The sequence below is a fragment of the Nocardia sp. CDC159 genome, assembly GCF_023740735.1.
GTDB classification, from domain to species: Bacteria; Actinomycetota; Actinomycetes; order Mycobacteriales; family Mycobacteriaceae; genus Nocardia; species Nocardia pulmonis.
The window spans coordinates 94,414-119,928 of sequence record NZ_JAMRXH010000020.1; the positions used below are offsets into that span (position 1 = coordinate 94,414).

The 25,515-nt window shown below is 67.9% G+C and carries 24 protein-coding genes; 7 read left to right on the top strand and 17 right to left on the bottom strand.

The window, feature by feature from the left end; all coding sequences use genetic code 11:
* Positions 1–18 precede the first annotated feature (18 nt).
* The 3 genes from NDR87_RS32200 to NDR87_RS32210 form a co-directional block, all read right to left on the bottom strand.
* Positions 19–390, bottom strand: a complete 372-nt coding sequence (locus NDR87_RS32200; RefSeq protein WP_251917618.1) for a BlaI/MecI/CopY family transcriptional regulator — start codon at positions 388–390, stop codon at positions 19–21.
* A 396-nt stretch (positions 391–786) separates the two neighbouring features.
* A complete protein-coding gene (locus NDR87_RS32205; RefSeq protein WP_251917619.1) occupies positions 787–1,701 on the bottom strand; it encodes a LysR family transcriptional regulator in 915 nt (304 codons plus the stop codon).
* Between the two features lie 67 nt (positions 1,702–1,768).
* Positions 1,769–3,787, bottom strand: a complete 2,019-nt coding sequence (locus NDR87_RS32210) for an MDR family MFS transporter (RefSeq protein WP_251917620.1) — start codon at positions 3,785–3,787, stop codon at positions 1,769–1,771.
* A gap of 202 nt (positions 3,788–3,989) precedes the next feature.
* Here NDR87_RS32210 and NDR87_RS32215 point away from each other — a divergent pair, with 202 nt between their 5' ends.
* The 3 genes from NDR87_RS32215 to NDR87_RS32225 are packed head-to-tail and all read left to right on the top strand — an operon-like array spanning position 3,990 to position 5,684.
* The gene (locus NDR87_RS32215) at positions 3,990–4,865 is read left to right on the top strand and encodes an oxidoreductase (protein WP_251917621.1); all 876 of its coding nucleotides are present in this window, start codon (positions 3,990–3,992) and stop codon (positions 4,863–4,865) included.
* A 49-nt stretch (positions 4,866–4,914) separates the two neighbouring features.
* Positions 4,915–5,310: a transcriptional regulator gene (locus tag NDR87_RS32220; RefSeq protein ID WP_251917622.1), complete on the top strand. Its 396-nt coding sequence runs from the start codon at positions 4,915–4,917 to the stop codon at positions 5,308–5,310.
* Positions 5,307–5,684 carry a DUF3817 domain-containing protein gene (locus NDR87_RS32225; RefSeq protein ID WP_251917623.1) on the top strand — a complete coding sequence of 126 codons (378 nt, stop codon included), beginning with the start codon at positions 5,307–5,309 and terminating at the stop codon, positions 5,682–5,684. Before NDR87_RS32220 ends, NDR87_RS32225 begins: the two co-directional genes overlap by 4 nt.
* Before the next feature lie 82 nt (positions 5,685–5,766).
* Here the strand turns inward: NDR87_RS32225 and rdgB are convergent, their stop codons facing one another.
* The 9 genes from rdgB to clpS all read right to left on the bottom strand — a co-directional run bounded on the left by rdgB (position 5,767) and on the right by clpS (position 11,921).
* Positions 5,767–6,375, bottom strand: coding sequence for an RdgB/HAM1 family non-canonical purine NTP pyrophosphatase (rdgB, locus tag NDR87_RS32230; RefSeq protein ID WP_251917624.1), 609 nt, complete (start codon positions 6,373–6,375; stop codon positions 5,767–5,769).
* Positions 6,375–7,139, bottom strand: coding sequence for a ribonuclease PH (gene rph / locus NDR87_RS32235; protein ID WP_251917625.1), 765 nt, complete (start codon positions 7,137–7,139; stop codon positions 6,375–6,377). The genes rdgB and rph overlap by 1 nt, the downstream gene beginning before the upstream one ends.
* Before the next feature lie 21 nt (positions 7,140–7,160).
* Positions 7,161–7,925: a cyclic nucleotide-degrading phosphodiesterase gene (locus NDR87_RS32240; RefSeq protein ID WP_251917626.1), complete on the bottom strand. Its 765-nt coding sequence runs from the start codon at positions 7,923–7,925 to the stop codon at positions 7,161–7,163.
* Between the two features lie 68 nt (positions 7,926–7,993).
* On the bottom strand, positions 7,994–8,701 hold the full coding sequence (locus NDR87_RS32245; protein WP_251917627.1) for a rhomboid family intramembrane serine protease: 708 nt from the start codon (positions 8,699–8,701) through the stop codon (positions 7,994–7,996).
* Positions 8,702–8,745: 44 nt separating this feature from the next.
* The gene (locus NDR87_RS32250; RefSeq protein WP_251917628.1) at positions 8,746–9,708 is read right to left on the bottom strand and encodes a cysteine synthase; all 963 of its coding nucleotides are present in this window, start codon (positions 9,706–9,708) and stop codon (positions 8,746–8,748) included.
* Between the two features lie 4 nt (positions 9,709–9,712).
* A complete protein-coding gene (locus tag NDR87_RS32255; RefSeq protein WP_251917629.1) occupies positions 9,713–9,991 on the bottom strand; it encodes a MoaD/ThiS family protein in 279 nt (92 codons plus the stop codon).
* A gap of 45 nt (positions 9,992–10,036) precedes the next feature.
* On the bottom strand, positions 10,037–10,447 hold the full coding sequence (locus NDR87_RS32260; RefSeq protein WP_308212177.1) for a M67 family metallopeptidase: 411 nt from the start codon (positions 10,445–10,447) through the stop codon (positions 10,037–10,039).
* A 537-nt stretch (positions 10,448–10,984) separates the two neighbouring features.
* The gene (locus NDR87_RS32265) at positions 10,985–11,554 is read right to left on the bottom strand and encodes a DUF2017 domain-containing protein (RefSeq protein WP_251917631.1); all 570 of its coding nucleotides are present in this window, start codon (positions 11,552–11,554) and stop codon (positions 10,985–10,987) included.
* Between the two features lie 22 nt (positions 11,555–11,576).
* Positions 11,577–11,921 (bottom strand): ATP-dependent Clp protease adapter ClpS, encoded by a 345-nt coding sequence (gene clpS / locus NDR87_RS32270; protein WP_251917632.1) that lies wholly within the window; start codon positions 11,919–11,921, stop codon positions 11,577–11,579.
* Positions 11,922–12,058: 137 nt separating this feature from the next.
* Here clpS and NDR87_RS32275 point away from each other — a divergent pair, with 137 nt between their 5' ends.
* Both NDR87_RS32275 and NDR87_RS32280 read left to right on the top strand, forming a co-directional pair.
* Positions 12,059–13,372, top strand: a complete 1,314-nt coding sequence (locus NDR87_RS32275; protein ID WP_308212178.1) for a nicotinate phosphoribosyltransferase — start codon at positions 12,059–12,061, stop codon at positions 13,370–13,372.
* A 23-nt stretch (positions 13,373–13,395) separates the two neighbouring features.
* The gene (locus NDR87_RS32280; RefSeq protein WP_251917633.1) at positions 13,396–13,962 is read left to right on the top strand and encodes a nicotinamidase; all 567 of its coding nucleotides are present in this window, start codon (positions 13,396–13,398) and stop codon (positions 13,960–13,962) included.
* Here the strand turns inward: NDR87_RS32280 and NDR87_RS32285 are convergent.
* On the bottom strand, positions 13,947–14,825 hold the full coding sequence (locus NDR87_RS32285) for an alpha/beta fold hydrolase (protein WP_251917635.1): 879 nt from the start codon (positions 14,823–14,825) through the stop codon (positions 13,947–13,949). The genes NDR87_RS32280 and NDR87_RS32285 overlap by 16 nt on opposite strands.
* Before the next feature lie 112 nt (positions 14,826–14,937).
* On the opposite strand from NDR87_RS32285, the gene NDR87_RS32290 reads away from it, so the two are divergent.
* The gene (locus NDR87_RS32290) at positions 14,938–16,989 is read left to right on the top strand and encodes an ATP-dependent DNA helicase (RefSeq protein ID WP_251917637.1); all 2,052 of its coding nucleotides are present in this window, start codon (positions 14,938–14,940) and stop codon (positions 16,987–16,989) included.
* Positions 16,990–17,168: 179 nt separating this feature from the next.
* Here NDR87_RS32290 and NDR87_RS32295 read toward each other — a convergent pair whose 3' ends face one another.
* Entirely contained in the window at positions 17,169–17,702 is a 534-nt protein-coding gene (locus NDR87_RS32295; protein ID WP_251917638.1) for a DoxX family protein, read from the bottom strand.
* 175 nt (positions 17,703–17,877) lie between these two features.
* Entirely contained in the window at positions 17,878–19,239 is a 1,362-nt protein-coding gene (locus NDR87_RS32300; RefSeq protein ID WP_286014281.1) for an NCS2 family permease, read from the bottom strand.
* A 272-nt stretch (positions 19,240–19,511) separates the two neighbouring features.
* Here NDR87_RS32300 and NDR87_RS32305 point away from each other — a divergent pair, with 272 nt between their 5' ends.
* The gene (locus NDR87_RS32305) at positions 19,512–21,563 is read left to right on the top strand and encodes an AMP-binding protein (protein WP_372494359.1); all 2,052 of its coding nucleotides are present in this window, start codon (positions 19,512–19,514) and stop codon (positions 21,561–21,563) included.
* 13 nt (positions 21,564–21,576) lie between these two features.
* Here NDR87_RS32305 and glgP read toward each other — a convergent pair whose 3' ends face one another.
* A complete protein-coding gene (glgP, locus tag NDR87_RS32310) occupies positions 21,577–24,144 on the bottom strand; it encodes an alpha-glucan family phosphorylase (protein ID WP_251917640.1) in 2,568 nt (855 codons plus the stop codon).
* A 557-nt stretch (positions 24,145–24,701) separates the two neighbouring features.
* Positions 24,702–25,460, bottom strand: a complete 759-nt coding sequence (locus tag NDR87_RS32315; RefSeq protein ID WP_251917641.1) for a dienelactone hydrolase family protein — start codon at positions 25,458–25,460, stop codon at positions 24,702–24,704.
* Positions 25,461–25,515: the final 55 nt, after the last annotated feature.

A 25,515-nucleotide genomic window follows, 5' to 3' on the forward strand; every position in this document is an offset into this window, starting at 1 on the left:
GTTCGCTCGCAAGCTCGCTCACGCGCCCTCCGCCAATCTGCTCAGTGCGGCCCGTAGGCGCTCCGACTCCTCGGGGCCGATCTGTTCGACGAAGTGGGCGAGCACCAATTCGGAGCGGCCGCCGTCGTCCAGCGCCTCGCGCATCAGGCGGGCGCTGTGCTGTTCGCGGGTGAGCGTGGGCCAGTAGCGGAACGCCTTACCCTCGCGGCGACGCTCCAGCCACCCCTTGCGGTGCAGGTTGTCCATCGTCGACATGACCGTGGTGTAAGCGATCTCACGCTCATCGGCCAGCTCGGCGAACAGCTCCCGCACCGTTGTCGGATCGCCGTTCCGGTTCCAGAGGCGGTCCATCACCACCGCCTCGAGTTCCCCGAATCCGCGTGTGCGCACTGCACCTCCTCGTCGTGCGGCCGGTCCGAATGCGGACGGCTCGGACGCCATAGTATCTACGTAGCCCGGCAGTAGGTCGGTTCACCCAGCGGGTCGGCCACTTGACCCGACACCTGCCGGTAATCTACTGTCTACGTACGTAGATAGTAGTCAGTTTTCGGCGCCCGCGTTCCCTCACGCGACGCGCCGACTGTCACGACGCGACCGGCCGATCGCGTTCCGGCACCCGGGGTCTCCCTCATCGATCCTTGGGAGCCGATCGGCGCAAGGGGACGAGAGCGCCACACGATCGACCCGCGACGCGCGTGACAGCACCACCCCCGCATCGGGCGCCGGCACGCCCGATCGGGGGTGGTTGTCGTTCAGGCCACGAACCGACGCAAGCGCGCCGGATGGTCACCATCCGCGCCCCGCGGCGATCAGTGTGTCGTGCACCAGATCGACGTGGGCGAGCGCGGGCGCGCCGACGCGACGGGCGAGGAAGACCGTATCGACCGGCGGCTGCGCGGGCTCCAGCAGCGGCACCAGCGCACCCGAATCGAGCTGTGCGGCAATCAGATAGCGGGGCAGCACACCGATACCGCCACCCGCGACCACCACCGCCGCCACCGACCGCAGATCCGCGACCACCACGGCCGGTTCGGCATCCAGGCGCACACCGAAGACCTGTCGCCAGTAGCGGCGCGGCAGCGGTAGCTCTTCGGCATCGCCCACCAGTGCGACGCCACCGAAACCCGTTCCGGACCCGCGTAATTCGATCGGATCGATCCGCGACGCCACCTCGGGCGCGCCGACCAGCAGAAATTCCATGTGCAGCAGCGGTTCGGCGCGGACGGTCCGCCCGCGCGGGCGCACGGTGGTTATCACCAGGTCGTACCGTCCTGCCCGCAGTCCGGTGAGCAGTGCCTCACCCGGCCCGGCGTCCACCGTGAGCCGCACGCCGCGCGCGATCGTCGGGGCCAGCGCCGGAAGTGCCAGTGCGCCCAGCATTTCCGCGGGCCCGGCCAGGCGCACCGACGGCTGCGCGGCGGGTGCCCCCGCCACCCCACCCGCGATCTCCTCCAGCGCGTCCATCGGACCGGCCAGCCGCATCGCCAGTTCGTCGGCCGTCGCCGTCGGGGCCACCCCGCGCGGCAAGCGCTCGAAAAGCTGGCTGCCCAAGCGCTTTTCCAGCTCCTGCAGCTGCGTGGTCACCGTCGGCTGGGACAGCCCGACCAGTCGCGCGGCCGCCGTCACCGAGCCCGCGCGATAGACGGCCAGAAAGGTCCGCAGCTGCGCCAGATCGAGCCCGTCGCCACCCCTGCCACTCACCCTGCCGAGTCTAAATCGGGCTCGTTCCCGACCAGGTCATCGTCCATTTCGCCCGGACCGACGAGCCTCAGTAGTCCGCACGTTCCGCCTCGTCCAGCAGTTTGGCGGCGATATTGGCCATGGCCTGGTCCAGCAATGCCCGATCCTGGGGATCACGGCAGTCCCAGTCCTTGAGCTGACTGGACAACCAGCGCCGCAGCGCCTCCTTGACGCGGTCGAGTTCCGCCTGGCCGGAGTCGGTGAGATCGATCTGGTCCCCGCGGTATTCGATGTAGCCGTTGTCGACCGCACGGTCGTACACCGGCTGCAGGACCTCCGGCGGCACACGATGCGCGCGGGCGATCGACTCGAGGGTCGCTCGACCGCGCAGCCGCTGCAGCGTGCGCACCTGCCCCAGCGCCCAGGCCTGATCCTTGTCCAGCGGGCTGTCGGCCGCTGCCAGCAGGCGCGCGGCGGGCAACTCGTCCTCGTGCAGTTTGCGCATCAGCGCGGCCACCGAATGTTCCAGCCGGGCAAAGCGGTCGGAGGAGTCGGGGATGGAGAATCCGGCGCCCACATCACCCGCATCCGCGCGGGCGGCATCGCGCAGGGGGACCTGTTTGAGCAACCACGCCACCACGAATCCCAGCAGCGCGAACGGCACCGCCCAGCGGAACATGTACCCGATGGTGTCGGCGTAGGCGTCGATGATCGGGATGGCCTGGGCATGCGGAAGTTTGTGCAGCAGTTGCGGATTCTGGGCCGGCGCGGGTGCGACGCCGGGATCGTTCGCCAGGGCGGTCTGCAGATTCGGGCCGAGCCGATTGCTGTACAGCGTCCCGAAGATCGAGGCCCCGAAGGTACTGCCGATCGTCCGGAAGAAGGTGACCCCCGAGGTCGCGGTGCCAAGATCGGTGTAGGACACGGTGTTCTGGACCACGATCGTCAGCACCTGCATGGCCAGACCGAGGCCCAGACCCAGCACGAACATATAGAGCGACTGCTCCCAGAAACCGGTGTGGCGGTCCATCGTCGACATCAGGAACAGGCCCAGTGCGGTCACCGCGGTCCCGACGATCGGGAAGTACCTGTACTTCCCGGTCTGGCCGACCACCTGTCCGGAGATGATCGAGGTGATGAACAGCCCCGCCACCATGGGCAGGGTCCGAAAGCCCGACGCGGTCGCCGACAGTCCGTTGACGTACTGCATATACGCGGGCAGATATGTCATCGCACCCATCATGGCGAAGCCGACGATGAAGCTGAGCACCGAGCACACGGTGAACGCGTTGCTGCGGAACAGATGCATCGGCAGCATCGGCTCCTTCGCCCGGAACTCGGCGACGACGAAGCCCGCCAACAGGATCACCGCCGCCCCGAACAGTCCGATGATCATCGTCGAATCCCAGGCGTATTCCTGCCCACCCCATTCCAGGGCCAGCACAAGGCAACTCACGCCGACCGCGACCAATGCGATTCCGGCGTAATCGATCACCGGCCGCACGCTGCTACGGATGCTCGGAATCGCCCGCGCCGCAACCGCGATCATGAGAATCGCCAGCGGCACGTTCACATAGAAACACCATCGCCAGCTGGCATGATCGGTGAACAGACCGCCCAGGGTGGGCCCGATGACGGTGGTGACACCGAAGACCGCGCCCAGCGCGCCCTGATATTTGCCGCGCTCGCGCAGCGGGATGACATCGGCGATCAGCGCCATCGCGGTCACCATGAGCCCGCCCGCGCCCAGGCCCTGAATGCCGCGCGCGGCGACGAGCAATGTCATGCCACCGGCCAGCCCGGCGATCATCGAACCCGCGATGAAGATCAGTCCGCTGATCTGGAAAACCAGTTTGCGGCCGAACAGATCACCGAATTTGCCCGCGAGCGCGGTGGCGACCGCCTCGGCCAGCAGATAGGAGGTGACGACCCAGGCCAGATGATTGGCGCCGCCCAGTTCGGCGACGATCGTGGGCAGGGCGGCGGAGACGATGGTCTGGTCCAGCGCGGCCATCAGCATGCCGAGCACGACGGTGACGAAGACCACGTTGGCCCGGGCCCGGCTCACGGGCGCGGGGGAATCGGCGACTTCCAGGGCACCGGTCATTAGCTCAGTATGTGCCGAACACGCCCGTTTCGCCGGGATAGACGGCTACTCGGCGTTTGACCGGGGTGAACCTTGATTAGCTGGAGCTAATGCCAGCGTTTAGATCCGTCACACAACTACCGCCCGCAACTTACTCTGAAGTAGGGTCGGAGGTGCACCCGACAGCCACAGACTTTTCCACAACGGTAGTGAGGTCTCGACCATGGCGTGGAATCCCAGCCAAATTCCCGATCTGACCGGCCGCACGTTCGTCGTCACCGGCGCCAACGGCGGTATCGGCAAGCACACCACCAAACGACTGGCCGCCAAGGGCGCCAAGGTGATCATGGCCTGCCGCAATACCGCCACCGCCCAGGAGGTGGCCGATCGGATCGAGGGTGATGTCGAGGTGTCGGCGCTGGATCTGGCCGATCTGGCCTCGATCCGCGCATTCGCCGACCGGACCGGCGAGGTCGACGTGCTGATCAACAACGCCGGGCTGATGAACCTGCCGTTCTCGCGGACCAAGGACGGCTTCGAGACCCAGTGGGGCGTCAACCATCTCGGCCACTTCGCGCTGACCGGCCTGCTGCTCGACCGGATCGGCGACCGGGTGGTGACCCTGGCCAGCATCGCGCACAAGCAGATGGGCAGGCTGCAGATCGACGACCTGAATTACGAGCACCGTCGCTACCAGCGCAATCTGGCCTATGCGCAGTCCAAGCTGTCCAATCTGATGTTCGCGCGCGAATTGCAGCGCCGCCTGACCGAGGCCGGGTCGACCAAGCGGTCCTATGCCGTACATCCGGGTGTGTCGGCCACCGATCTGTTCACTCGGACCCAGACCCCGATGGACTACATCGCCAAGCCGTTCGTGGCCATCATCGGCCACTCCCCCGCCAAGGCCGCCGAATCGAGCCTGTTCGCGGCGACCGTGCCGGATGCCGATCCGACCGTCTACTGGGGTCCGACCCGGCTGTTCGGCTCGCAGGGCCCGGTCAAACCCTCGCCGTCGACCAAGCAATCGCAGAACCGCGAGCTGTGGCGGCGGCTGTGGGAGGAGTCCGAGCGTCTGACCGGAGTCACCTACAAGTTCTAGGCGGACCTACTCTCTACGGCTCGTGTAGTAGACGAGTACCGTAGTAGGCGTGTCCGCTCCACACCGCCGCCCGGTCCTGATCGTGTTCGTGATCGTGGCCGCGCTCGCCTGCCTGGGGCTCGGGTGGTGGCAGTGGGGCCGGTTCGAATCGGCGAGCGGGACCGCGCAGAACCTCGGTTACGCCTTGCAGTGGCCGCTGTTCGCGGGCTTCGTGGTGTTCGCCTATTTCCGCTTCGTGCGCCTGGAGCGGGAATCTCGGGCGGCCGAGGGCGACGAACCATCGACACCGGCCGAACCCGCCGCGCCGCGCGAGATTCCGCCGGGCATCCTGCCCGAGCGGCCGACCGCGGTGCGCGACGAGGATCCGGTGCTCGCCGAATACAACAGGTACCTGGCCGAATTGAACGCGCGCGATGCGCGCGACGCCGAGAGGAGCGCCGGTTGAGCGCCGACAACCCGACCGCCACCGCACCGGAGTCCGCCACGCGCGACACCGCCCGCATCCGCTCCGCGCTGACCCGCTACCGGGTGCTGGCCTACATCACCGGTGTCTGGCTGCTGCTGCTGTGCGCCGAGATGATCTACAAGTACCTGCTGCTCGACGACAGCAGCACGGCGCCGCACTGGCTGTTCTACGTCGGCCAGATCCACGGCATCTTCTACATGATCTACCTGGTCTTCACCATCGACCTGGCAATCAAGGCCCGCTGGAAGCCAGCGACCACCATCGTCACCGCCCTGGCCGGAACCATCCCGTTCCTGTCCTTCGTCTGCGAGCACTACCGTACCCGCGAGGTCCGCTCCACCTTCGCCCTCTGACCGCGCCTCGCACCCTTTGTCGCGCTTCGCACCCGTTGCGGGCGGCCGCAGCGGGTGCGAAGCGCTGGAAAGGGTGCGAGGTTCAGGCCTTGGCCAGGTCGACGAGTGCGGGCAGCAGCGCGCGCAGGGCGCGGCCGCGGTGCGAGGCGGCGTCCTTCTCGGCGGGGGCGAGCTGAGCCGAGGTGCGGGTGTCGCCGTCCGGGACGAACAGCGGGTCGTAGCCGAAGCCGTTGTCGCCCACCGGTTTACGCATGATGCGACCGGGCCATTCGCCGATCGCGACCATCTCGCGGCCGTCGGCGACCAGCGCGCAGGCGGAGACGAATCGCGCGCCGCGGCGCTCGTCGGGGACGTCGGCGAGCTGGGCCAGCAGCAGTTCGTTGTTGGCGGCGTCGTCGCCGTGGCGGCCGGACCAGCGGGCCGAGAGCACCCCCGGCATGCCGTTCAACGCGTCCACCGCGAGACCGGAATCATCAGCGACACAGGGCAACCCGGTCGCCGCGGCCCCGTCGCGAGCCTTGGCGAGGGCGTTCTCCTCGAACGTCGCCCCGGTCTCGGGGGCCTCGTCGTAGGGCGGCACCTCGTCCAAGCCCACGATCTCGAGCCCCTCGACCCCGGCCTCGGCCAGGATGCGGCGCAATTCGTTCAGCTTCTTGGCATTACGGCTGGCGACCAGGACGCGGCGCGACATCACTTCTTCTTCTCGGGCTCGGGCAGCACGCCGGGATAGGGCAGCGCCAGCGCCTCCTTCTGGATGGCGAACAGCTGCTCGCATCCGGCCAGCGCGGAATCGAGCAGCTTGTCCAGCGTCGAGCGCGGGAAGGTCGCGCCCTCACCGGTGCCCTGGATCTCGACCAGGGTGCCGGTGTCGGTGGCGACCACGTTCATATCGACCTCGGCGCGCGAATCCTCCTCGTAGGGCAGATCCAGCCGCACCCGGCCGTCGACCACACCCACGCTGACCGCGGCGATCATGCACGAAATGGGCTGCGGATCGTTGAGCTGCCCGGCCGCGCCCAGATAGGTGATCGCGTCGGCCAGCGCCACGTACGCGCCCGTGATGGCCGCGGTGCGGGTGCCGCCGTCGGCCTGCAGCACATCGCAGTCGATGGCAATGGTGTTCTCGCCGATCGCGGCCAAGTCGATGCAGGCCCGCAGCGAGCGGCCGACCAGGCGGCTGATCTCCTGCGTGCGGCCGCCGACCCGGCCCTTCACCGACTCCCGGCCGCTGCGGGTGTGGGTGGCGGCGGGCAGCATCGCGTATTCGGCTGTCAGCCAGCCCAATCCGGAGTCGCGCCGCCAGGCGGGCACCCCCTCGCTCACGCTCGCGGTGCACATCACCCGCGTCTGCCCGAATTCCACCAGCACCGACCCCGCCGGATGCGTGGTGAAGCCCCGGGTGATCCTTACCTCACGGAGTTCGTCGTCCGCCCTGCCATCGGCTCGTCTAGACACATGAGCAGCCTAATGGTGCCCTCAGATGTCGATGACCTCACCCGGCGACACGGCGTGCACCGGCCCGCTGAATTCGGTCTTGGCCTCGGCGATCACATCCTCGCGGGAGGTCCACGGCGGAATGTGGGTGAGCAGCAGCTCACCGACACCGGCTCGGGCGGCGATCATTCCGGCCTCGGTGCCCGAAAGGTGAATGCCGGGCGGCCGATTGGCGGGATCGTGCGTCCAGGACGCCTCGGACAGCAACACATCCGCACCCTCGGCGAGTTCGAATACCGCATCGCACACGGCGGTATCGCCGGTGTAGACCAGCGTGCGGCCGGCCGCGGTCGTGATGCGCAGGCCGTAGGACTCTGGCGGATGGAACATGCGCCGCGCGACCACGGTATGGCCCGGGCCGAAGGTGATTTCACGCCCCTCCTCCCACGGCCGCATATCGATGACATCGGACCAGTCGTCGCATTCGCCACCGATCTCGGCCGATGCGTTGCCGATTCGCAGCGCGGTATCCGAGGGCCCCTGCACGATCGCGCGCCCGGTCGGCGGATTCGGGTGATAACGCCGCCATACCAGCAGGCCCGGCAAATCCAGGCAATGGTCGGCATGCAGATGGGTGAGGAAGATGTCGACCTCACCGGGATCCAGATGGCGCTGCAATGCACCCAATATGCCGGGACCGAAATCGATGACCGTCGGAGTCATGTCCGGACCGGTGAGCAGATAACCCGACGCAGGGGAATCCGGGCCGGACACACTGCCCGAACACCCGAGGACGGTGAGGCGCATTCCCCCATGCTGCCACGCTGCATTTTCAGTCACGAGGGGATCCCCCAAACATCAGCCGGGCTCCGCAGTCACCCCGACGACGCGAGGCGGCCGACATTATCCCCGCGACGATGACGACGTTCATTGCCTGAGAGTACCCAGGCGGCAACCACTCCACCCAACGCCCCGAAAAGATGGCCTTGCCAAGATATTCCGGGCTGTCCGGGCAGCACGCCCCACAGAATGGAGCCGTACAGCAATCCCACCACGACCCCGAGCAGAATCTGCCACGGATTGCGGGCGAACCAGCCGCGCGAGATCAGATACGTCAGCCAGCCGAACACCAGGACCGAGGCGCCCAGATGCACCGATCCGGTATCGCCGGTGAGCCACTGGCCCGCGCCGCCGAGAATCCAGATGATGGCCGTCGCCGCGAGGCCGCGGCCGATGCCCGTCAACAGGGTGAGCAGGCCCAGGACCAGGACCGGCACGGTGTTTCCGATCAGATGCGCCCAGTCGCCGTGCAACACCGGCGCGAACGCGATGCCCTCCAGGCCGTCCAGCTTGCGCGGCTGCACCCCGGCATTGTCGAGCTGATGATTCGCGAGGGTGTCGACGCCCTCGATGCCGTAGAGCAGCGCGACGAAACCGAGGGTCAGCGCGATGGCGCGCTGCCACAGCAGTTTCACGGCCGATGAGGAACCCGGCGGTCGGGGAACCGCGGACCTACCCGTCCGCCCCCGCAGAGCCGCGATCCGATCCGGGTCGAACGAACCCATCCCGGCGGTCACCGCCATCACCTCCTCGCGAGGGAGTACCGACCTCGCCCCTACGAGGGTACCTAGGCCCAGAGCTGGCCCTCCAGTTTGTCCTCGGCCTCGTCCAGCGTGCCCTCGTAGGCGCCGGTCGACAGGTATTTCCAGCCGCCGTCGGCGACCACGAACGCGATGTCGGCCCGCCTGCCCGCCTTCAGCGCCTTGGCGCCCGCGCCGAGGGCCGCGTGCAGGATCGCGCCGGTCGAGATGCCCGCGAAGATGCCCTCCTCGCCGACCAGCTCGCGGGTGCGGCGCACGGCGTCATACGGGCCGACCGAGAAGCGGGAGGTGAGCACGGCTTCGTCGTACAGCTCGGGGATGAAGCCCTCGTCGAGGTTGCGCAGGCCGTAGACCAGTTCGCCGTAGCGCGGCTCGGCGGCGACGATCTCGATGTCCGGAACGTTTTCGCGCAGGTAGCGGCCGGTTCCCATGAGGGTGCCCGTGGTGCCCAGACCCGCCACGAAATGGGTGATCTCCGGCAGGTCGGCGAGGATCTCCGGGCCGGTGCCCTCGTAGTGGGCCAGCGCGTTGGCCGGATTGCCGTACTGGTAGAGCATCACCCAGTCCGGGTGTTCCGCGGCGATCTTCTTCGCCAGCGCCACGGCCTGATTGGAACCGCCCGCGGCCGGGGAGTCGATGATCTCCGCGCCGAACATGGTCAGCAGCTGACGGCGCTCGACGGAGGTGTTCTCCGGCATCACGCACACCAACCGATAGCCCTTCAGCTTGGCGGCCATGGCCAGCGAGATGCCGGTGTTGCCGCTGGTCGGCTCGAGGATCGTGCAGCCGGGCCGCAGGGCGCCCTCGGCCTCGGCCTGTTCGATCATCCGCAGCGCGGGGCGGTCCTTGATGGAGCCGGTCGGATTGTGATCCTCGAGTTTGGCCCACAGCCGCACATGGTCGTCACCGTCCCACTTCGGGGACAACCGGCGCAGGCCGACCAGCGGTGTATTGCCCAGGGTCTCGATCAGCGAGTCGTACCGTGCCACGGAATTACCGCGCGCCCCCGGCCACGGCCGGGAGAATCGTCACGGTGCCGCCCTCGGGCACCTCCGCCTCGAGGCCGCCCGCGAAGCGCACGTCCTCGTCATCGATGTAGATGTTGACGTAGCGATTCAGCTTGCCGTCGGAGAGCAGTCGATCCTTGAGTCCGCCGTAGTTGGCCTCGAGATCATCGATCACCGCCGCGAGCGTGGCGCCGGAGGCCTGCACCCGCTTCTCCCCTCCGGTGAGGGTGCGCATGATGGTCGGAATGGACACGGTTACCGGCATTGCTGCTCCTGCTTCTCGTGGAATTGACGACATTCCCGGCATGCTTCACGCCGGAACGATTTCGACGGGTTCCTCGGTGACCACACCGTCGACGATCCGATAACTGCGCAGCTCGTGCTGCTCCGGATCGCGAGTCGAGATCAGCACATAGTGGGCATTGGGCTCCGACGCATAGGAGATATCGGTCCGGCTCGGATACGCCTCGGTCGCGGTATGCGAGTGATAGATGACCACTGGCTCCTCGTCCCGCTCGTCCATCTCCCGCCACACCCGCAACTGCTCCCCCGAATCGAAGCGATAGAACGTCGGCGACCGCTCGGCATTGACCATGGCCACGAACCGCTCCGGCCGATCCGCCCCCTCCGGCCCCGCGATCACCCCACAGGCCTCGTCCGGATGATCGGCACGAGCATGCGCCACCATCGCATCGACAAGATCGGCCCTGATCACCAGCACAGTCGAATCCTTCCGCCACACCGCTGACGTCAACGGCCCACAATATTCACCTATTCCCACCTCCCCACCGCTGGGCCTGCAATTCCCGCCCGCCCCCGGAAAACCCCAGCACCAGTCCCCACGCCAGGCGCTCTCCGCCTCCAGCGCGGCACCACGCTCCCCGCCTCCAGCGCGGCACCACGCTCCCCCTTCAGCGCGACCCGCCTCCAGCGCGGCACCATGTTCCCCGCCTCCAGGCGCCCCAGCGCCTGGAGGCGGGGATACGCGGGCGTATTCGAAACGGACCCGACGCGGGGGGCTATGGACTAATCGGTGCCGAAAAGGTCTGTGTACGAAGGTATTCCGGCTATCGAATGGGCCGTCAGGATGGCGTCTACCACCGCGCGCTCGACGCATGTCGCGGCCGCTGTGCGCAGGGTGTCCAGGAGGGGGAGGTTGGGGTGGGAAGGCCGCGCGACATCTCGTCGAGGGCGTGATGGTGCCCGGCCAGCACGCCGCTCACCTCGGTGATCGAATCGCGCGGTCCCGGCTTCCCGGTCACGGAGCCAATGCCTGCAGCAGCGAATCCTGCATCCAGGTCAGCCAGTGATAGACGTCCAGATGCGGTGCGCGCGGATCACCCGGATCCAGGTGATCAGGGGTATTGGCATCGACCCCGAGCGCGGTGCCCAGGGCCAGGCGGACATCGTTGAGCGCGGTCAGCCACGCATCGGCCTGCTCGGGGGTGAGCACGATCTTGCCGCCCTCGGCGGGCAGGGTGTCCAGCACGACCGACCCGGCCGCCACCTTGGCGTCGATGATGTCGGGCTCGTGCAGGCTGCGCAGCGCGTTGTTGAGGCCCGCGCGTTCGGCATCGGGCGAACCGGGCTCGGCCCGATGGAAGTCGGGCAACAGCCGGGCCAGCCGCGGATCGTCGGGCGGGGCGCTGTTGCCGGTACGTAGCCCGGTCAAGGCCGCCAGATCGTCCTCGGGGGCCGAACGGGCACGGTCGGTGAGCAGACCGGTGACCGCGCCCACCAACGAGCGCAAAACCTCGGCCTCACGTGCATCCATTTCCGACCGAAGCTTGAGCCCGCTCAGTGAGTTCTTCCTGCTCCACTTGCGCACGGGCACTACGGTAGTCGTCGCCTCACTCGTCGCGCTGCATGGTGGCCCAGAGCCCGGCGGCATGCAGTCGTTGGACGTCGTGCTCCATCTTGTCGCGCGACCCGGATGACACCACCGCCTTGCCCTCGTTGTGCACCTTCAACATCAGCTCGGTTGCCTTGGCTTTGCTGTATCCGAACAGCTTCTGAAAGATGTAGGTGACGTAGTGCATCAGGTTGACCGGGTCGTCCCAGACCACGGTTACCCAGGGACGATCTTCCGCCTCGAGGATCTCGGTGACCTCGATCGTCTCGGGGGTCGCCTGCGCCGCCGACATTGTCACGTGGACGCCGACCGGACCGGCGGCGACCCGGACAGCGTCTTCCATGCACAGACCCATAACCTTCAGGGTACGACTCGACTCCGAATACACAACACCCGCCGGATGTCGTTTTGCCGGACTCGCGGCGGCGCCCCCGGCGAGCGCGGCGGACCGACACGCCGTGAGCTGTCTACAGTGGCGACGTGACCACAACGGACGCCGGTGCCAGCACCGCGCTGCTGACCGACCAATATGAACTGACCATGCTCGCGGCCGCGCTGACCGACGGTTCGGCCGAGCGGCATTGCACCTTCGAGGTATTCGCCCGGCGCTTGCCGCACGGTCGACGCTACGGGGTGGTCGCGGGCACCGGCCGCCTCCTGGATGCCTTGGCGGAGTTCCGGTTCGGTGCGGCCGAACTCGAGGTAGCGGCCGGATTCCTGGACTCCCGCACCCTGGAGTGGCTGCGGGACTACCGCTTCGGCGGCGATATCGACGGTTACCGCGAGGGCGAACTGTACTTCCCCGGTTCACCGATCCTGTCGGTGCGCGGCAGCTTCGCCGAATGCGTCGTGCTCGAGACCCTGATTCTGTCGATCCTCAATCACGACAGCGCCATCGCCTCGGCCGCGGCGCGCATGGTCAGCGCCGCGGGCAACCGCCGCCTGATCGAGATGGGCTCGCGGCGCACCCACGAGCTGGCCGCCCCGGCCAGCGCCCGTGCCGCCTACCTGGCCGGATTCGACGCCACCTCCAATCTGGAAGCCGTGCGCCGCTATGGAATTCCGGGTGCGGGCACCAGCGCGCACGCCTTCACCCTGCTGCACAGCGGCGCCGACGGCCAGCACGAGGCGGCCGCCTTCCGCAGCCAGATCGAGGCACTCGGCGTCGGCACCACCCTGCTGGTCGACACCTTCGACATCACCCAGGGCGTCGCTACCGCGATCGAGGTGGCCGGACCCGAATTGGGCGGTGTCCGTATCGATTCCGGCGATCTGGGCGTACTGGCCCATCAGGTGCGCGAACAGCTCGACGCGCTCGGCGCCACCCGCACCCGCATCGTCGTGTCCGGGGATCTGGACGAGTACGCCATCGCCGCGCTGCGGGCCGAACCGGTGGACGCATACGGCGTGGGCACCTCCCTGGTCACCGGGTCGGGCGCGCCGACCGCGGGCATGGTCTACAAGCTGGTCGAGGTCGACGGCCTGCCGGTCGCCAAGCGCAGCAGCCACAAGGAATCGCGCGGTGGCACCAAACGCGCGGTGCGCCTGTCCCGCCCGACCGGCACGATCGTCGAGGAGATCGTGTACCCCGCGACCGCCGACCGCCCGCCCGCCAACGGCTTCCAATCCCGTGACCTGCTCGTACCGCTGGTCCGCAAGGGCGAGACCGTCGCGGATCTGCCCACCCTGGCCGATAGCCGCGAGCTGGTGGCCAAGGGCCTGGTGAGCCTGCCCTGGGAGGGACTCAAGCTCTCCGCGGGCGAGCCCGCGATCCCCACCACGTTCCTACAATGAGTCCGAACGCGGAGGTGCGGGATATGAGCAGGGCACTGATCGTCGTCGACGTACAGAACGATTTCTGCGAGGGCGGTTCGCTGGCCGTCCAGGGCGGTGCGGCGGTGGCCGAACGCATCAGCGACTACCTGGCCGTCTCCGACTACTCCGCCATCGTCGCGACCCGCGACTACCACATCGACCCCGGGCCGCACTTCTCCGACCAGCCCGACTACGTCGACACCTGGCCACCACACTGCCGGGCGGGCACAGCGGGCGCGGACTTCCATCCCAACCTCGACACCGCCACCATCGAGCAGGTCTTCAGCAAGGGCGCCTACACCGCGGCCTACTCGGGCTTCGAGGGCAGCACCGAGGACGGCGTACCACTCGCGGAGTGGTTGCGCGCCAAGGGCATCGATACCGTCGACATCTGCGGTATCGCCACCGACCACTGCGTGCGCGCCACCGCACTGGACGCGCGGTCGGCGGGCTTCGACGCGCGGGTCCTGCTGGGACTCACCGCGGGTGTCTCACCCATCACCGTCGAGAAGGCCCTCGGCCAGCTGCGCGACGCGGGTGTGGAGCTCGCCGGTCAGCTGGAGTCCTGAGCATCCTCGGCGAGGAATCCGGCCAGCGCCGCGGCGACCGCGTCGGGATGCTCCAGCTGCGGCCAGTGCCCGACGGCCGGAGGTTCGTCGAGTACGACGAACCGCGCGTGCGCAAAGCGTTCCCGCAACCGCGGCAGCTGGGTCGCACCACTGATCGGATCGGCCGGGCCCCAGACGAACAGTGTTGGCCCCGAATAACTTTCCAGCGCCCGCTGCCACCGCTCGGCATGACGATGCCGCTCGGCGTGATAGCGGTTGAGATCCCATTGAATGTGCTTGCCACCGTCGCTGGAGGTGGCCAGCCACATCTCGTGCACGACATCCTTCGGCAGCGAGCGACCCAGGATCTTGCGAATCGACATCCGGTAGGAACTCTCGGACATCAACGGGCCCAGCAACTTCCCCAACGGGGAGATCATCAGCTTCTGAATCGCCGTGGGCCGGTACAGATCGATGTAGAGCCCGCCGTTCAGCCAGGCCATGCGGGTGATCCGCGCCGGATCACGAGCCAGCAGCTCCTGGGCCACGCTCACGCCGTAGTCGTGAGCGACCAGTGCGGTCTCCCCGATATCCAGCTGCTTCCACAACGCCTCGACCAGGTCGGCCTGTTCGGTAATCCGATACTCGTGCCCGCGCGGCTTCGCACTCGCCCCGAAGCCCAGAAAGTCGAGAACCGTTACCCGGCAACCCGATTCGGCCAGCTCCGGCAAGACCGGCGCCCAGTCGTGCGACGACGTCGGATATCCGTGCAGCAGCGTCACCGCCCGCCCGTCCGTCGGGCCGTCCTGCCGATGGAACAGCAGATGACCGCCGACTTCGACCCGCGCTCCCCCGGTGATCCACTCCGTCAGCGTCGGCTGCATCGTGCTCCCTCTCGCTCGTCGACTCCCGAACAACCTAGCGCAGCCCACCGACAAAAAGGTCCGGCCGCGACCGATCGGCACGGCTGTCGGAGCGGGGAGCTAATCTGCCTTGGTGCCCGAACTTCCGCCCGTCCCCACCCTGCTGGCGACCGCCGTCGAGGCCCTCGGCGGCAAGGCGCGCAAGGGCCAGCAGACGATGGCGGCCGCCGTCGCACATTCCATCGACACCAAGGAGCACCTGGCCGTGCAGGCCGGGACCGGCACCGGAAAATCGCTGGCCTATCTGGTACCGAGCCTGCGGCACGCGGTGCAGACCGGCCGCACGGTCGTGGTGTCCACCGCCACCATCGCGCTGCAGCGCCAGCTGGTCGACCGCGATCTGCCGCGCCTGGCCGAGGCGCTGGCCGGACCGCTGGGCCGACGGCCCCAGTTCGCGATTCTCAAGGGCCGCAACAACTATCTGTGCCTGAACAAGATCAATAGCGTCATCCCGGACGAGTCGCCGGAGACCGAGCTGTTCGACGCCTTCGCCATCTCCCGGCTCGGCCGGGAGGTGCAGCGACTCAACGAATGGGCCTCCGATACCGAGACCGGCGACCGCGACGAGCTGGTCCCCGGCGTCACCGATCGCGCGTGGCGGCAGGTCAGCGTCTCCTCCCGGGAATGTCTGGGCAAGACGCGCTGCCCGTTCGGCACCGACTGCTTCGCCGAGCGCGCCCGCGCCGAATCCGGTCAGGCCGATGTCGTGGTCACCAATCACGCTCTGCTGGCCATCGACGCCATCAGCGGCGTGCAGGTGCTGCCCGAACACGATGTGGTCGTCATCGACGAGGCCCACGAACTGGTCGACCGCGTCACCGGCGTGGCCACCGCGGAACTGTCCACCGCCGCGATCAGCGCCGCCGCCAAGCGCTGCGCGAAACTGGTCGACGAACAGGAGGTCGACCGCCTCGAGGGTGCGGCCGAGGCCTGGCACGAGCTGCTCGAAGACATCCCGCCCGGGCGCTGGGACGAACTGCCGGGCGGCGCGGCCGGAGTGCTCGCGCTGATCCGCGACGCGGCCTGGAATGTGCGCACCGCGCTGGCCCCGCAGGGTTCGAACACCCCGCAGGGCGATCCGGAGGCCGCCGCCGCCCGCAATATGGCGCTGGCCGCGGTGGAGGAGGTCCACGACGCGGCCGTGCGCGCGCTGACCACCTTCGAGGAGTCCGATCCGGCGGCGCGCCGCGATGTGATCTGGCTGTCGGCGGAGGATGTCCGTGGCGTCCCGCGCCGCACGGTGCACATGGCCCCGCTGTCGGTCGGCGGACTGTTGCGCAGTCGCCTGTTCGGCACGGCCACGGTGATCTTGACCTCGGCCACGCTGCAGATCGGCGGATCCTTCGACAATTTGGCGGTCACCTGGGGCCTGCCGCCGCAGTCGGCCAATCGCGTCGATCCCGCGCTCGCCAACGGCGGTGAGGCGCCGTCGGATTCGGCCTCGATGCGCTGGAACTCCCTGGACGTGGGTTCGCCGTTCGATCACGCGAAATCCGGAATCCTCTATGTCGCAAGGCATCTGCCCACGCCGGGCCGCGACGGCCTGGCCCCGGCCTATCTGGACGAGATCGAGCGCCTGATCCGCGCCGCGGGCGGGCGCACCCTCGGCCTGTTCTCCTCCATGCGCGCGGCCAAGGCGGCCACCGAGATTCTGCGGGAGCGGCTGGACACCCCCGTGCTGTGCCAGGGCGACGATGCCACCGGCACCCTCGTCAAGCGGTTCGCCGAGGATCCGGCGACCTCCCTGTTCGGCACGCTGTCGCTGTGGCAGGGCGTCGATGTGCCCGGACCGTCGCTGAGCCTGGTGATCCTGGACCGCATCCCCTTTCCCCGCCCGGACGATCCGCTGCTGGTCGCCCGACAGAAGGCGGTCGAATCGCGCGGCGGCAACGGATTTCTGACCGTGGCCGCCAATCACGCGGCCCTGCTGCTGGCCCAGGGCACCGGTCGACTGCTGCGCAGCGTGGACGATCGCGGCGTGGTGGCGGTTCTCGATCCACGCCTGGTGACCGCGCGCTACGGGTCGTATCTGCGCGCGTCGCTGCCACCGTATTGGGAAACGTCGGATCCGCAGGTGGTCGTCAAGGCCTTGCAACGACTTACCGCGACCCCGGTGGCAAAGTAAAAAAGATTCAATTGTGAAAACGCTCACAAGTATGGTGTTAACTTCTGGCCGGAAGTAAGTTGGAAATCGGTACTCCGGTGACCCCCAATTCCCACATCGGAAGTATCCGAGGTCCCCGCGCCAAGCCCTGCACGCGGCGCGGGGACACTATAAAGATCTTGCGGGCCGGGGCCTTTCGCCTACATCCACCATTTGAGCGCCAACGTGATGAGCGCGGCGACGACGGCCACCACCACCGCGCCACCTCCCCACGTGATGCCGCGTTGCCCCCAGGGCCGCCCGTGGTCCAGCGAGAGACGACCCGGCCCGGCGAAGGCCAATGTGACGGCGGCGGCCGCGAACAGCAGTCCCGACTCGTACCCGGCCAGGCCGTCCTTCCAGGTCGCATTCATCGCATTGATCATGGTGCCGATGACGATGGCCGCACCCAGCGGCGTCAGCAGCCCGAGCAGCAGCAGTGCGCCACCGGTGAATTCACACAGCCCGGCGAGCGTGCCGAACACCTTGCCGGGGTTGTAGCCCATCTGATCGAACGTGGCGTTGGTCTGCTGCAGGCCCGGCCCGTTGAACCACCCGAACAGCTTCTGGCTGCCGTGCACGAGCATCAGGCCGCCGAAGATGACCCGCAATACCAGCAGGCCGATATCGAGCGCCTGCGAGTCCGTAGCACCGGCGAGCCTGCGGGAGCTCCCGGCGGTGAGATCGGCCGTCATGGTTGTCCTCCTGTCGTTCCCAGATCAGGACACGGTGCACGGCCTCGTGTGGTTCAGGGAGGGAAGAGAAGCCGCGGCGGAATGCGGTTCGCAGATTACTCCGACCGCGTAGGAAAATCGCCGGATTCACCACCGCGCAACGCACCCGCCCACCACCCCCGAGGTGCCCGCCGGATCACTCGGCCAGGAATACGAAGTAGGCCAGGAACACCACCATCAGCACCCACATCACCGGATGCACCTCGCGGATGCGCCGCTTGGCCACCATGACGATCGGGTAGAACAGCAGTCCCATCGCGATGCCGTTGGCGATGGAATAGGTCAGCGGCATCATCACGACGGTGATGAACGCGGGCACCGCGTATTCCAGTTCGGCCCAGTCGATATCGCCGAGGGCACGCGCCATCAGCACGCCGACGACGATCAGCGCGGGCGCGGTCACCGAGGGCGCGTCGGCCACGACGGCGAACAGCGGGAAGAAGAACATGGCGACCAGAAACCATCCGGCCGTCGAGACGGCCGCCAATCCGGTTCGCCCACCGGCGCTCACTCCCGCGGTCGATTCAACATACGCCGTGGTCGTGGAGGTGCCGATGATCGCGCCCGCGGTGGTGCCGATCGAATCGGCGGCCAGGGCCTGCGCCGCGCGCGGCAGCTTGCCGTCCGGTCCGAGCAGTCCCGCCTGATTCGCGATGCCGATGAGCGTGCCGGAGGCGTCGAAGAAGTCGACGAACAGCATCGTCAGGACCACGATCGCCATCTGCCCGGTGAAGGCGTGCGGCAGGTTCACGATGGCCTGCCCGAAGGTCTGATCCAGCCCGTGCGGCATGGCGACCACCTGATTCGGCAGGTCCACCAGCCCGCTGACGATGCCCACGATCGTGGTCGCGACGATGCCGTACAGCACCGCGCCGTGCCAGCCCAGCGCCAGGAAGACCACGGTCACCACCAACCCGAACAGCGCCAGCAGCGTCGTGCCCTTGGTGAACTGGCCCAGATGGACGAAGGTGGCGTCGCTGGCGACCACCAGCCCGGCGTTCTTGAGCCCGATGAAGGCCACGAACATGCCGATGCCCGCGCCCACCGCGAGCTTCATCTGCAGCGGGATCGCGTCGATGATCTTCTCGCGAATCTTGGTGATGGCCAGTACGAAGAAGATCACGCCCGACAGGAACGTGCCCGACAGCGCCTCCTGCCACGGAATGCCCATCTCGAGCACGACCGTATAGGCGAAGAACGCGTTGAGTCCCATGCCCGGCGCCAACGCCACCGGGTAGCGCGCCCACAGACCCATCACCAGGGTGCCGAAGACCGCCGCGATCGCCGTCGCGGTGAATACCGCCTGAGTCGGAATGCCCTTGTCGCCGAGCTGCCCGTGGTCGCCGAGTACGGCCGGATTCACCGCGAGCACGTACGACATCGCGAGGAAGGTCACAGTTCCGGCCATGAGCTCGCGCCGGTAGTTCGACCCGAGTCGGCTCACGCCGAAGTAAGCGTCGATACGACCCTGCGGTCGCGACGTGACGTCGATGCTCATCAGTGCTGTCTCCACCCTCGGCCCGAACCAGTAATGCCCAGGGCACCGTATATTGTCCGGGCGCGCGAGCCGCCATCCGGTACCGGCGAACCGGCGGCAATCCGCATCAGCGTGGCGTATCCGTTACCTAGTGTTACATGCAACCACTGGGCAAATTACAGAATTATTCACCTTCAATTTGTATGTTCTTGACCCCGGTAGTGAACACCGTTACAAATACGTAATCCGCCGAACCGAACTTTCGACCCGGCCGTAGTCAGAAGTGCAAGCCCTTGGTTACCGATGTCGTCGACGCGGTCACGGAACTACCGATCGCGCGTAAAGCCATATGGGATCTGCTGATCGATCCTCAGACCTATCCCCGAATGTTCCCCGGCATCGGCGCCTGCGAACAAGTCGACGGTGACGGTGCTCCGCCCACCCTGCGATTCCGGGTGGGCAGCGGCTCCGAAATCCGGACGGTCGATGTCCGTCTGGTACTCGGCCGTGCACCCGACCGTCTCGAGTTGCAATGCACGACCCTAGGCAGCTTCGCGTCGATCCGGCTGCGCGGCGACGGCGACCGGACCCGGATCACCGTCACCTATTTCGCCCCGGGCCGGGTGCACCCCGCCCTGACCACGCTGACCAACGCACAGGTCACCGAGTGGACCCTCGCGGGCCTGCGCCGGCTCGCCGACGTCCCCGGCGGGGCCGCCACCTCGATGGTCGTCAACGGCGAGGACTCGCCGATGCGGCTGCAGGCCGAGGTCATGCGGCAGATGGTGACCACCGGGGTGGTGCGCACCTATCGGCCCGACCGCGGGCTGAAACAGCTCGGTCGCCTGGCCAAATGGGGCTTCACCCTGGCCGGTGGCTATGCCGCGGCGGCCGCCTACGCGCCGCACCGCCCGGCGATCGTCGACGATCGGGGCAGCCGCACCTTCGCCGAGGTCCACTCCCGCAGTCACGCCCTGGCGAGCGCGCTGCACGAGATGGACATCCGCACCGGCGACGCCATCGGACTGCTGTCGCGCAATCACGCCGAGATGGTCGAGATCATGATCGCCGCGGGCAAGCTCGGCGTCGACGTGGTGCTGCTCAACACCGGACTGTCCGCCGGCAGCATCGAGGAAATCGTCGAAAGGAACCGCCCGGCAGCGGTTTTCGCTGATCCGGAGCTCGAGGAGCTGATCCATTACCTGCCGCCGGAGCTACCCCGTTTCACCACCGTGGGCCGCCCGCCCGATCCGAGCCGTGCCACTGTCGAGGATCTGATCGCCACGGGCACAACAGACTTCCGAAGACCGCCCCGCCCCGGCCGCCTGATCGTGCTCACCTCGGGCACCAGCGGCAGCCCCAAGGGAGCGCGCCGGCCGCACCCGAAGGGCTTCGGCACGGTCGCGGCGCTGCTGTCGCGAATTCCCATGCAGATGAACGAGGCCATGCTGATCCCGGCGCCGCTGTTCCACACCTGGGGTCTCGGCGCACTGCAGATCAGCACGCCGATCCGGGCGACGGTCGTGCTGACCGAGCGCTTCGACGCCGAGGAGTGTCTGCGTCTGGTCGCCGAGCACCGGATCACCACCATGATCGTCGTCCCGGTCATGGTCAACCGAATCCTGGACCTGCCCACCGCGGTCCGGGCCCGCTACGACACCTCCAGCCTGCGGGTGGTCGCCAGCTGCGGCGCGCCGCTGGCCGGGGCCGCGGTACTGCGGTTCATGGACACCTTCGGCGACATCCTCTACAACGTCTACGGCTCCACCGAGGTGTCCTGGGCGACGATCGCGGATCCGAGCGATCTGCGCATCTCCCCCACCACCGCCGGTCGACCGCCGCTGGGCACGAAAGTCGCTGTGCTGGGCCCGGATTCGCGTCCGGTACCGGTCGGCGCGACCGGGCGCATCTTCGTCGGCAACCATATGCTCTTCGACGGCTACACCGATGCCGCCCCGCCCGGGGAGGCCGACGGCATGCTCGACACCGGCGATGTCGGCTACCTCGACGCCACCGGGCGGCTGTTCGTGGCCGGTCGCGACGACGAGATGATCATCTCCGGCGGCGAGAACGTCTTCCCCCGTCCGGTCGAGGAGGCGCTGTCGCACCTGCCCCAGATCAGCGAGGTAGCCGTCGTCGGCGTACCCGACCGCGAATTCGGCCAGCGCCTGGCCGCTTTCGTCGTCAAGCGCGACGGCTTCGGCCTGGACCCGGACATGGTCCGCAACTACATCCGCCATCGGCTGGGCCGCTTCTCGGTCCCGCGCGATGTGACCTTCCTCGATGCGCTGCCGCGCAATGCCACCGGAAAGATCCTCAAGCGCACGCTGATTCAGCCGGGCTAGGGCTTCAGCCGGGCTAGGGCGTCGGGCTGGCGATCAGGCCGAGTTCGGCGTCGCTCGACAGCAGCCGATGGCGCGGCAGCACGCGCACGGTGTAGCCCACCGCACCCGACAGCGGCACCGGTGTCTCCACCGTGAAAACCTCTGCCCCGGAATCGCTTCCGGCATGTTCCATCGACACCGTCGTGACATCGGACAGGTCGTCGTCCTGCGACACGCGGCCGAGCACGGCCTGCACCACCACGTCGTCGCGGGTGAGGCCGCCGAGATCGATGCGGGCGCGCAGCGACAGCGTCGCGCCGATCACCGGGGTGTCGGGCAGGCCGGAGCTGTCCACCTGGATCACCTTCACATGCGACCAGGCCGATTCGACGCGGCGGCGATACTCCGCGATCTCCCGGGCCCCGGCGAAATCATCCCGCGTCACAGCGGAATACGCGGCCGAAGCCGGGGCGTAGTACTGCACGGCGTAGTCGCGTACCATGCGCGAGGCCAGCACCTTCGGGCCCAGGGTCTGCAGGGTGTGGCGCACCATCTCCATCCAGCGCACCGGCATGCCGTCGCGGTCGCGCTCGTAGAAGCGCGGCAGCACCGAACGTTCCAGCATCTCGTAGAGGGCGGCGGCCTCGAGGTCGTCGCGCCGGTGCTCGTCGCGCACGCCGTCGGCGGTCGGAATGGCCCAGCCGTTCTCGCCGTCGTACATCTCGTCCCACCAGCCGTCGCGGATGGACAGATTCAACGAGCCGTTCAGCGCGGCCTTCATGCCCGAGGTACCGCACGCCTCCAGCGGGCGCAGCGGATTGTTCAGCCACACATCGCAGCCCCAGTACAGATAGCGGGCCATGGACATGTCGTAGTCGGGGAGGAAGACGATGCGGTGGCGCACCGCCGGATCGTCGGCGAAGCGGACCACCTGCTGGATCAGCCCCTTGCCCCCGTCGTCGGCCGGATGACTCTTACCCGCCACCACCAGTTGCAGCGGGCGCTCGGGATGTAGCAGCAAGGAACGCAACCGGTCCGGATCGCGCAGCATGAGCGTGAGCCGCTTGTAGGTGGGCACCCGGCGGGCGAAGCCGACAGTCAGCACGCGGGGATCGAAAACCTCATCCACCCAACCCAATTCGGCCGGCGCCGCACCGCGCTCGAGCCATGACGCGCGCAACCGGCGGCGCACCTCGGCCACCAGCAGACCGCGCAGCGCGTTGCGGGTCGACCACAGCTCGCCGAGATCGACATCGCGCAGCCGCTCCCAGCCGCGCGCCTCCTCCACCAGCTCGGGCCCGACGAATTCCCGTGCCTTGTCGATCCATTCGCGCGCGGCCCAGGTGGGCGCGTGCACACCGTTGGTGACCGAGCCGATCGGCACCTCCGCGGCGTCGAAACCCGGCCACAGCGGTGCGAACATCGCCCGGCTCACCTCGCCGTGCAGCTGGGATACGCCGTTGGCGCGCTGGGCCAGCCGCAGTCCGAGATGGGCCATGTTGAACACCGACGGATCGGCCTCGCGGCCCAGCGCCAGGATCCGGTCCACCGAAACACCCGGCAGCAGTGGCGATTCCCGCTCACCGTGCGCGCCGCCGAAGTATCGGCGCACCAGTCCCCCGGCGAAACGATCGATACCGGCGGGCACCGGGGTGTGGGTGGTGAAGACGGTGGAGGCCCGGACCGCGGCCAGCGCGGCATCGAAATCCAGTCCGGCGGCCATGAATTCGCGAATCCGCTCGATACCGAGGAAACCCGCGTGGCCCTCGTTCATATGGAACACGTCCGGCTCGGGCAGACCGTTCGCATGGGTGTAGGCGCGCACCGCCCGGACCCCGCCGATCCCCGCGAGGATCTCCTGTTTGATGCGATGATCCTGATCCCCGCCGTACAGGCGATCGGTGACCGCGCGCAGCTCCGGATCATTGTCGGCGATATCGGAATCCAACAGCAGCAACGGAATTCGGCCCACCTGCGCCACCCACACCCGCGCCCGCAGCACCCGTCCCTCGGGCATCGGCACGTGGATCAGGACCGGCGCGCCCTCCTCGGTGAGCAGGCGCAGCGGCAGTCCCTGCGGATCCAGATCCGGATAGCGCTCGGCCTGCCACCCGTCGGCCGTCAGCGACTGCCGGAAATACCCGGAGCGATACAGCAGCCCCACCCCGATCAGCGGCAACCCCAGATCCGAGGCCGCCTTCAGATGATCCCCCGCCAGAATCCCCAGTCCCCCAGAGTAATTCGGCAACACCTCGGTGACGCCGAATTCCATCGAGAAGTACGCGATACACCGCGGCCCGCCGTTCTGCTGATCGAACCACCGCGGCCGCGTCAGATAGTCCCGCAGGTCTGCCGCCGCATCCTCCACGGCCCGCACGAATCCGGCATCACCCGCCAACTCGTTCAGCCGCACCGCGGGCACCTCCCCCAGCATCCGCACCGGATCGTGCCCCACCTCGCCCCACAGCTCCCGATCCAACTCGGCGAACAAATCCTGCGTAGGCGCATGCCACGACCACCGCAGATTGGTAGCCAACTCGGTCATCGCCGCCAACGGCTCGGGCAGATGGGCACGGACGGTGAATCGACGCAATGCCTTCATTGTGTCGACACTACCGCGAGCACCGCTTTCCCGTCCCTGGACAGCGCATTCAGCGCCCGCAGAATCAGCCCCCGACCTCCTTCTCCTCCCCCTCGTCAGCCGCACCTTCCCCTGCTCGGCGAATTTGGTCTCCATGAAGTTCCACACGGCGTTGAGCGCATCGGCGGACTCCAGGCCCAGGGCCTCCAGAGCGAAGATCGTCGGTGCGGTCTCGACGCTGGCCAGCGTCGCTCGATCCCGGGCCTGCGCACCCCGTCGAGTGTGCGCAGGGCGTGCGCGACCTTCGCCAGATCCCCTGCCGCCTTCCCCAGCGTGTCCAGAATGTACTGCCGCCGAAACTTCAGCTCCGCACCCCGCTTGACCGCCCGCTGCGTATAAAGCACCCCGCCCAACGCGATCGAAGCCGCCAATACGGCCAACGCCCCGGCAATGATCGTCGCCCACGGCTGGGTCATGAGATCCCCTCGAAGTCGGGTTCTCCGACGGACGGTACTGCACGGGCGACCGCGAGGGCCGCCCGTCGGCGAGAGTCCTTCGCCGACAGGCGGTTCGACACGTCAGCGCAGTGTGCGTTCGAACAGGGCCAGTAGTTCACGCAGGTGCCGCTCGTCGGCCTCCGCGTTGTAGGCGCTGGTGTCGGACTGGGTGTAGCCGTGCTGGGCGCCCCGGTAGACCTCGGTGCGATGGCGGACCCCGGCCGCCGCCAGGGCCTTGTCGAGGGTTTCGATCTGGTCGGGGTTCATGGACGGGTCCTCGTCGGCGTGACCGAAATACAGTTCCGCACGTACGGTTGCGACGTCGAGGTGCGGGCTGTCGGTGCCGTCGGTGACCAGGCCGCCGGTGTGGAAGCCCGCGGCGGCGGCGATGCGGTTCGGATAGGCCGCGGCGGTGCGCAGGGACTGGCGGCCGCCCATGCAGTAGCCGGTGGCGCCGAACGGGCCGGGGGCCGTGCGGTCGAAGGCGGCCAGCCAGTCGAGGTAGGCCCCGGCGTCGGGGACGATGACCTCGGCGGTCAGCTCGTGCACCAGCGGCATGATCGTGCCGAACAGGTCGGGACGCTGCTGGAAGTCGATGAACTCCGGCAACTCGAATACCGGCGTGCGGCCGTGGCGGTAGAACAGGTTGGGGGCCAGCACCGTGTAGCCATGCTCGGCGATCCGGTCGACGAGCCGCAGCAGCGCCGGGCGCAGGCCGAAGGCATCCATATAGAGCAGGACCCCGGGGTGTGCCGCGCCGTCGTCCGGGTACGCCACATACGCGTCGGCGACCCCGTCCGGCGTGGGCACATCCACCGAAAGACCTTGCACAGCAGTCATGATCGATATCTCCTCGCGCATCACGGTCAGGTGTGGGCACCGAACGGAGAACCCT

What these genes read in the sequence shown, in the direction of transcription:
- NDR87_RS32210 (WP_251917620.1), bottom strand. Translation starts at nt 3,787, where the DNA reads ATGACCGGTGCCCTGGAAGTCGCCGATTCCCCCGCGCCCGTGAGCCGG.
- NDR87_RS32215 (WP_251917621.1), top strand. Translation starts at nt 3,990, where the DNA reads ATGGCGTGGAATCCCAGCCAAATTCCCGATCTGACCGGCCGCACGTTC.
- rdgB (WP_251917624.1), bottom strand. Translation starts at nt 6,375, where the DNA reads ATGTCGCGCCGCGTCCTGGTCGCCAGCCGTAATGCCAAGAAGCTGAAC.
- NDR87_RS32240 (WP_251917626.1), bottom strand. Translation starts at nt 7,925, where the DNA reads ATGCGCCTCACCGTCCTCGGGTGTTCGGGCAGTGTGTCCGGCCCGGAT.
- NDR87_RS32245 (WP_251917627.1), bottom strand. Translation starts at nt 8,701, where the DNA reads ATGGCGGTGACCGCCGGGATGGGTTCGTTCGACCCGGATCGGATCGCG.
- NDR87_RS32255 (WP_251917629.1), bottom strand. Translation starts at nt 9,991, where the DNA reads ATGCCGGTAACCGTGTCCATTCCGACCATCATGCGCACCCTCACCGGA.
- clpS (WP_251917632.1), bottom strand. Translation starts at nt 11,921, where the DNA reads ATGGAAGACGCTGTCCGGGTCGCCGCCGGTCCGGTCGGCGTCCACGTG.
- NDR87_RS32280 (WP_251917633.1), top strand. Translation starts at nt 13,396, where the DNA reads ATGAGCAGGGCACTGATCGTCGTCGACGTACAGAACGATTTCTGCGAG.
- NDR87_RS32285 (WP_251917635.1), bottom strand. Translation starts at nt 14,825, where the DNA reads ATGCAGCCGACGCTGACGGAGTGGATCACCGGGGGAGCGCGGGTCGAA.
- NDR87_RS32295 (WP_251917638.1), bottom strand. Translation starts at nt 17,702, where the DNA reads ATGACGGCCGATCTCACCGCCGGGAGCTCCCGCAGGCTCGCCGGTGCT.
- NDR87_RS32300 (WP_286014281.1), bottom strand. Translation starts at nt 19,239, where the DNA reads ATGAGCATCGACGTCACGTCGCGACCGCAGGGTCGTATCGACGCTTAC.
- glgP (WP_251917640.1), bottom strand. Translation starts at nt 24,144, where the DNA reads ATGAAGGCATTGCGTCGATTCACCGTCCGTGCCCATCTGCCCGAGCCG.
- NDR87_RS32315 (WP_251917641.1), bottom strand. Translation starts at nt 25,460, where the DNA reads ATGACTGCTGTGCAAGGTCTTTCGGTGGATGTGCCCACGCCGGACGGG.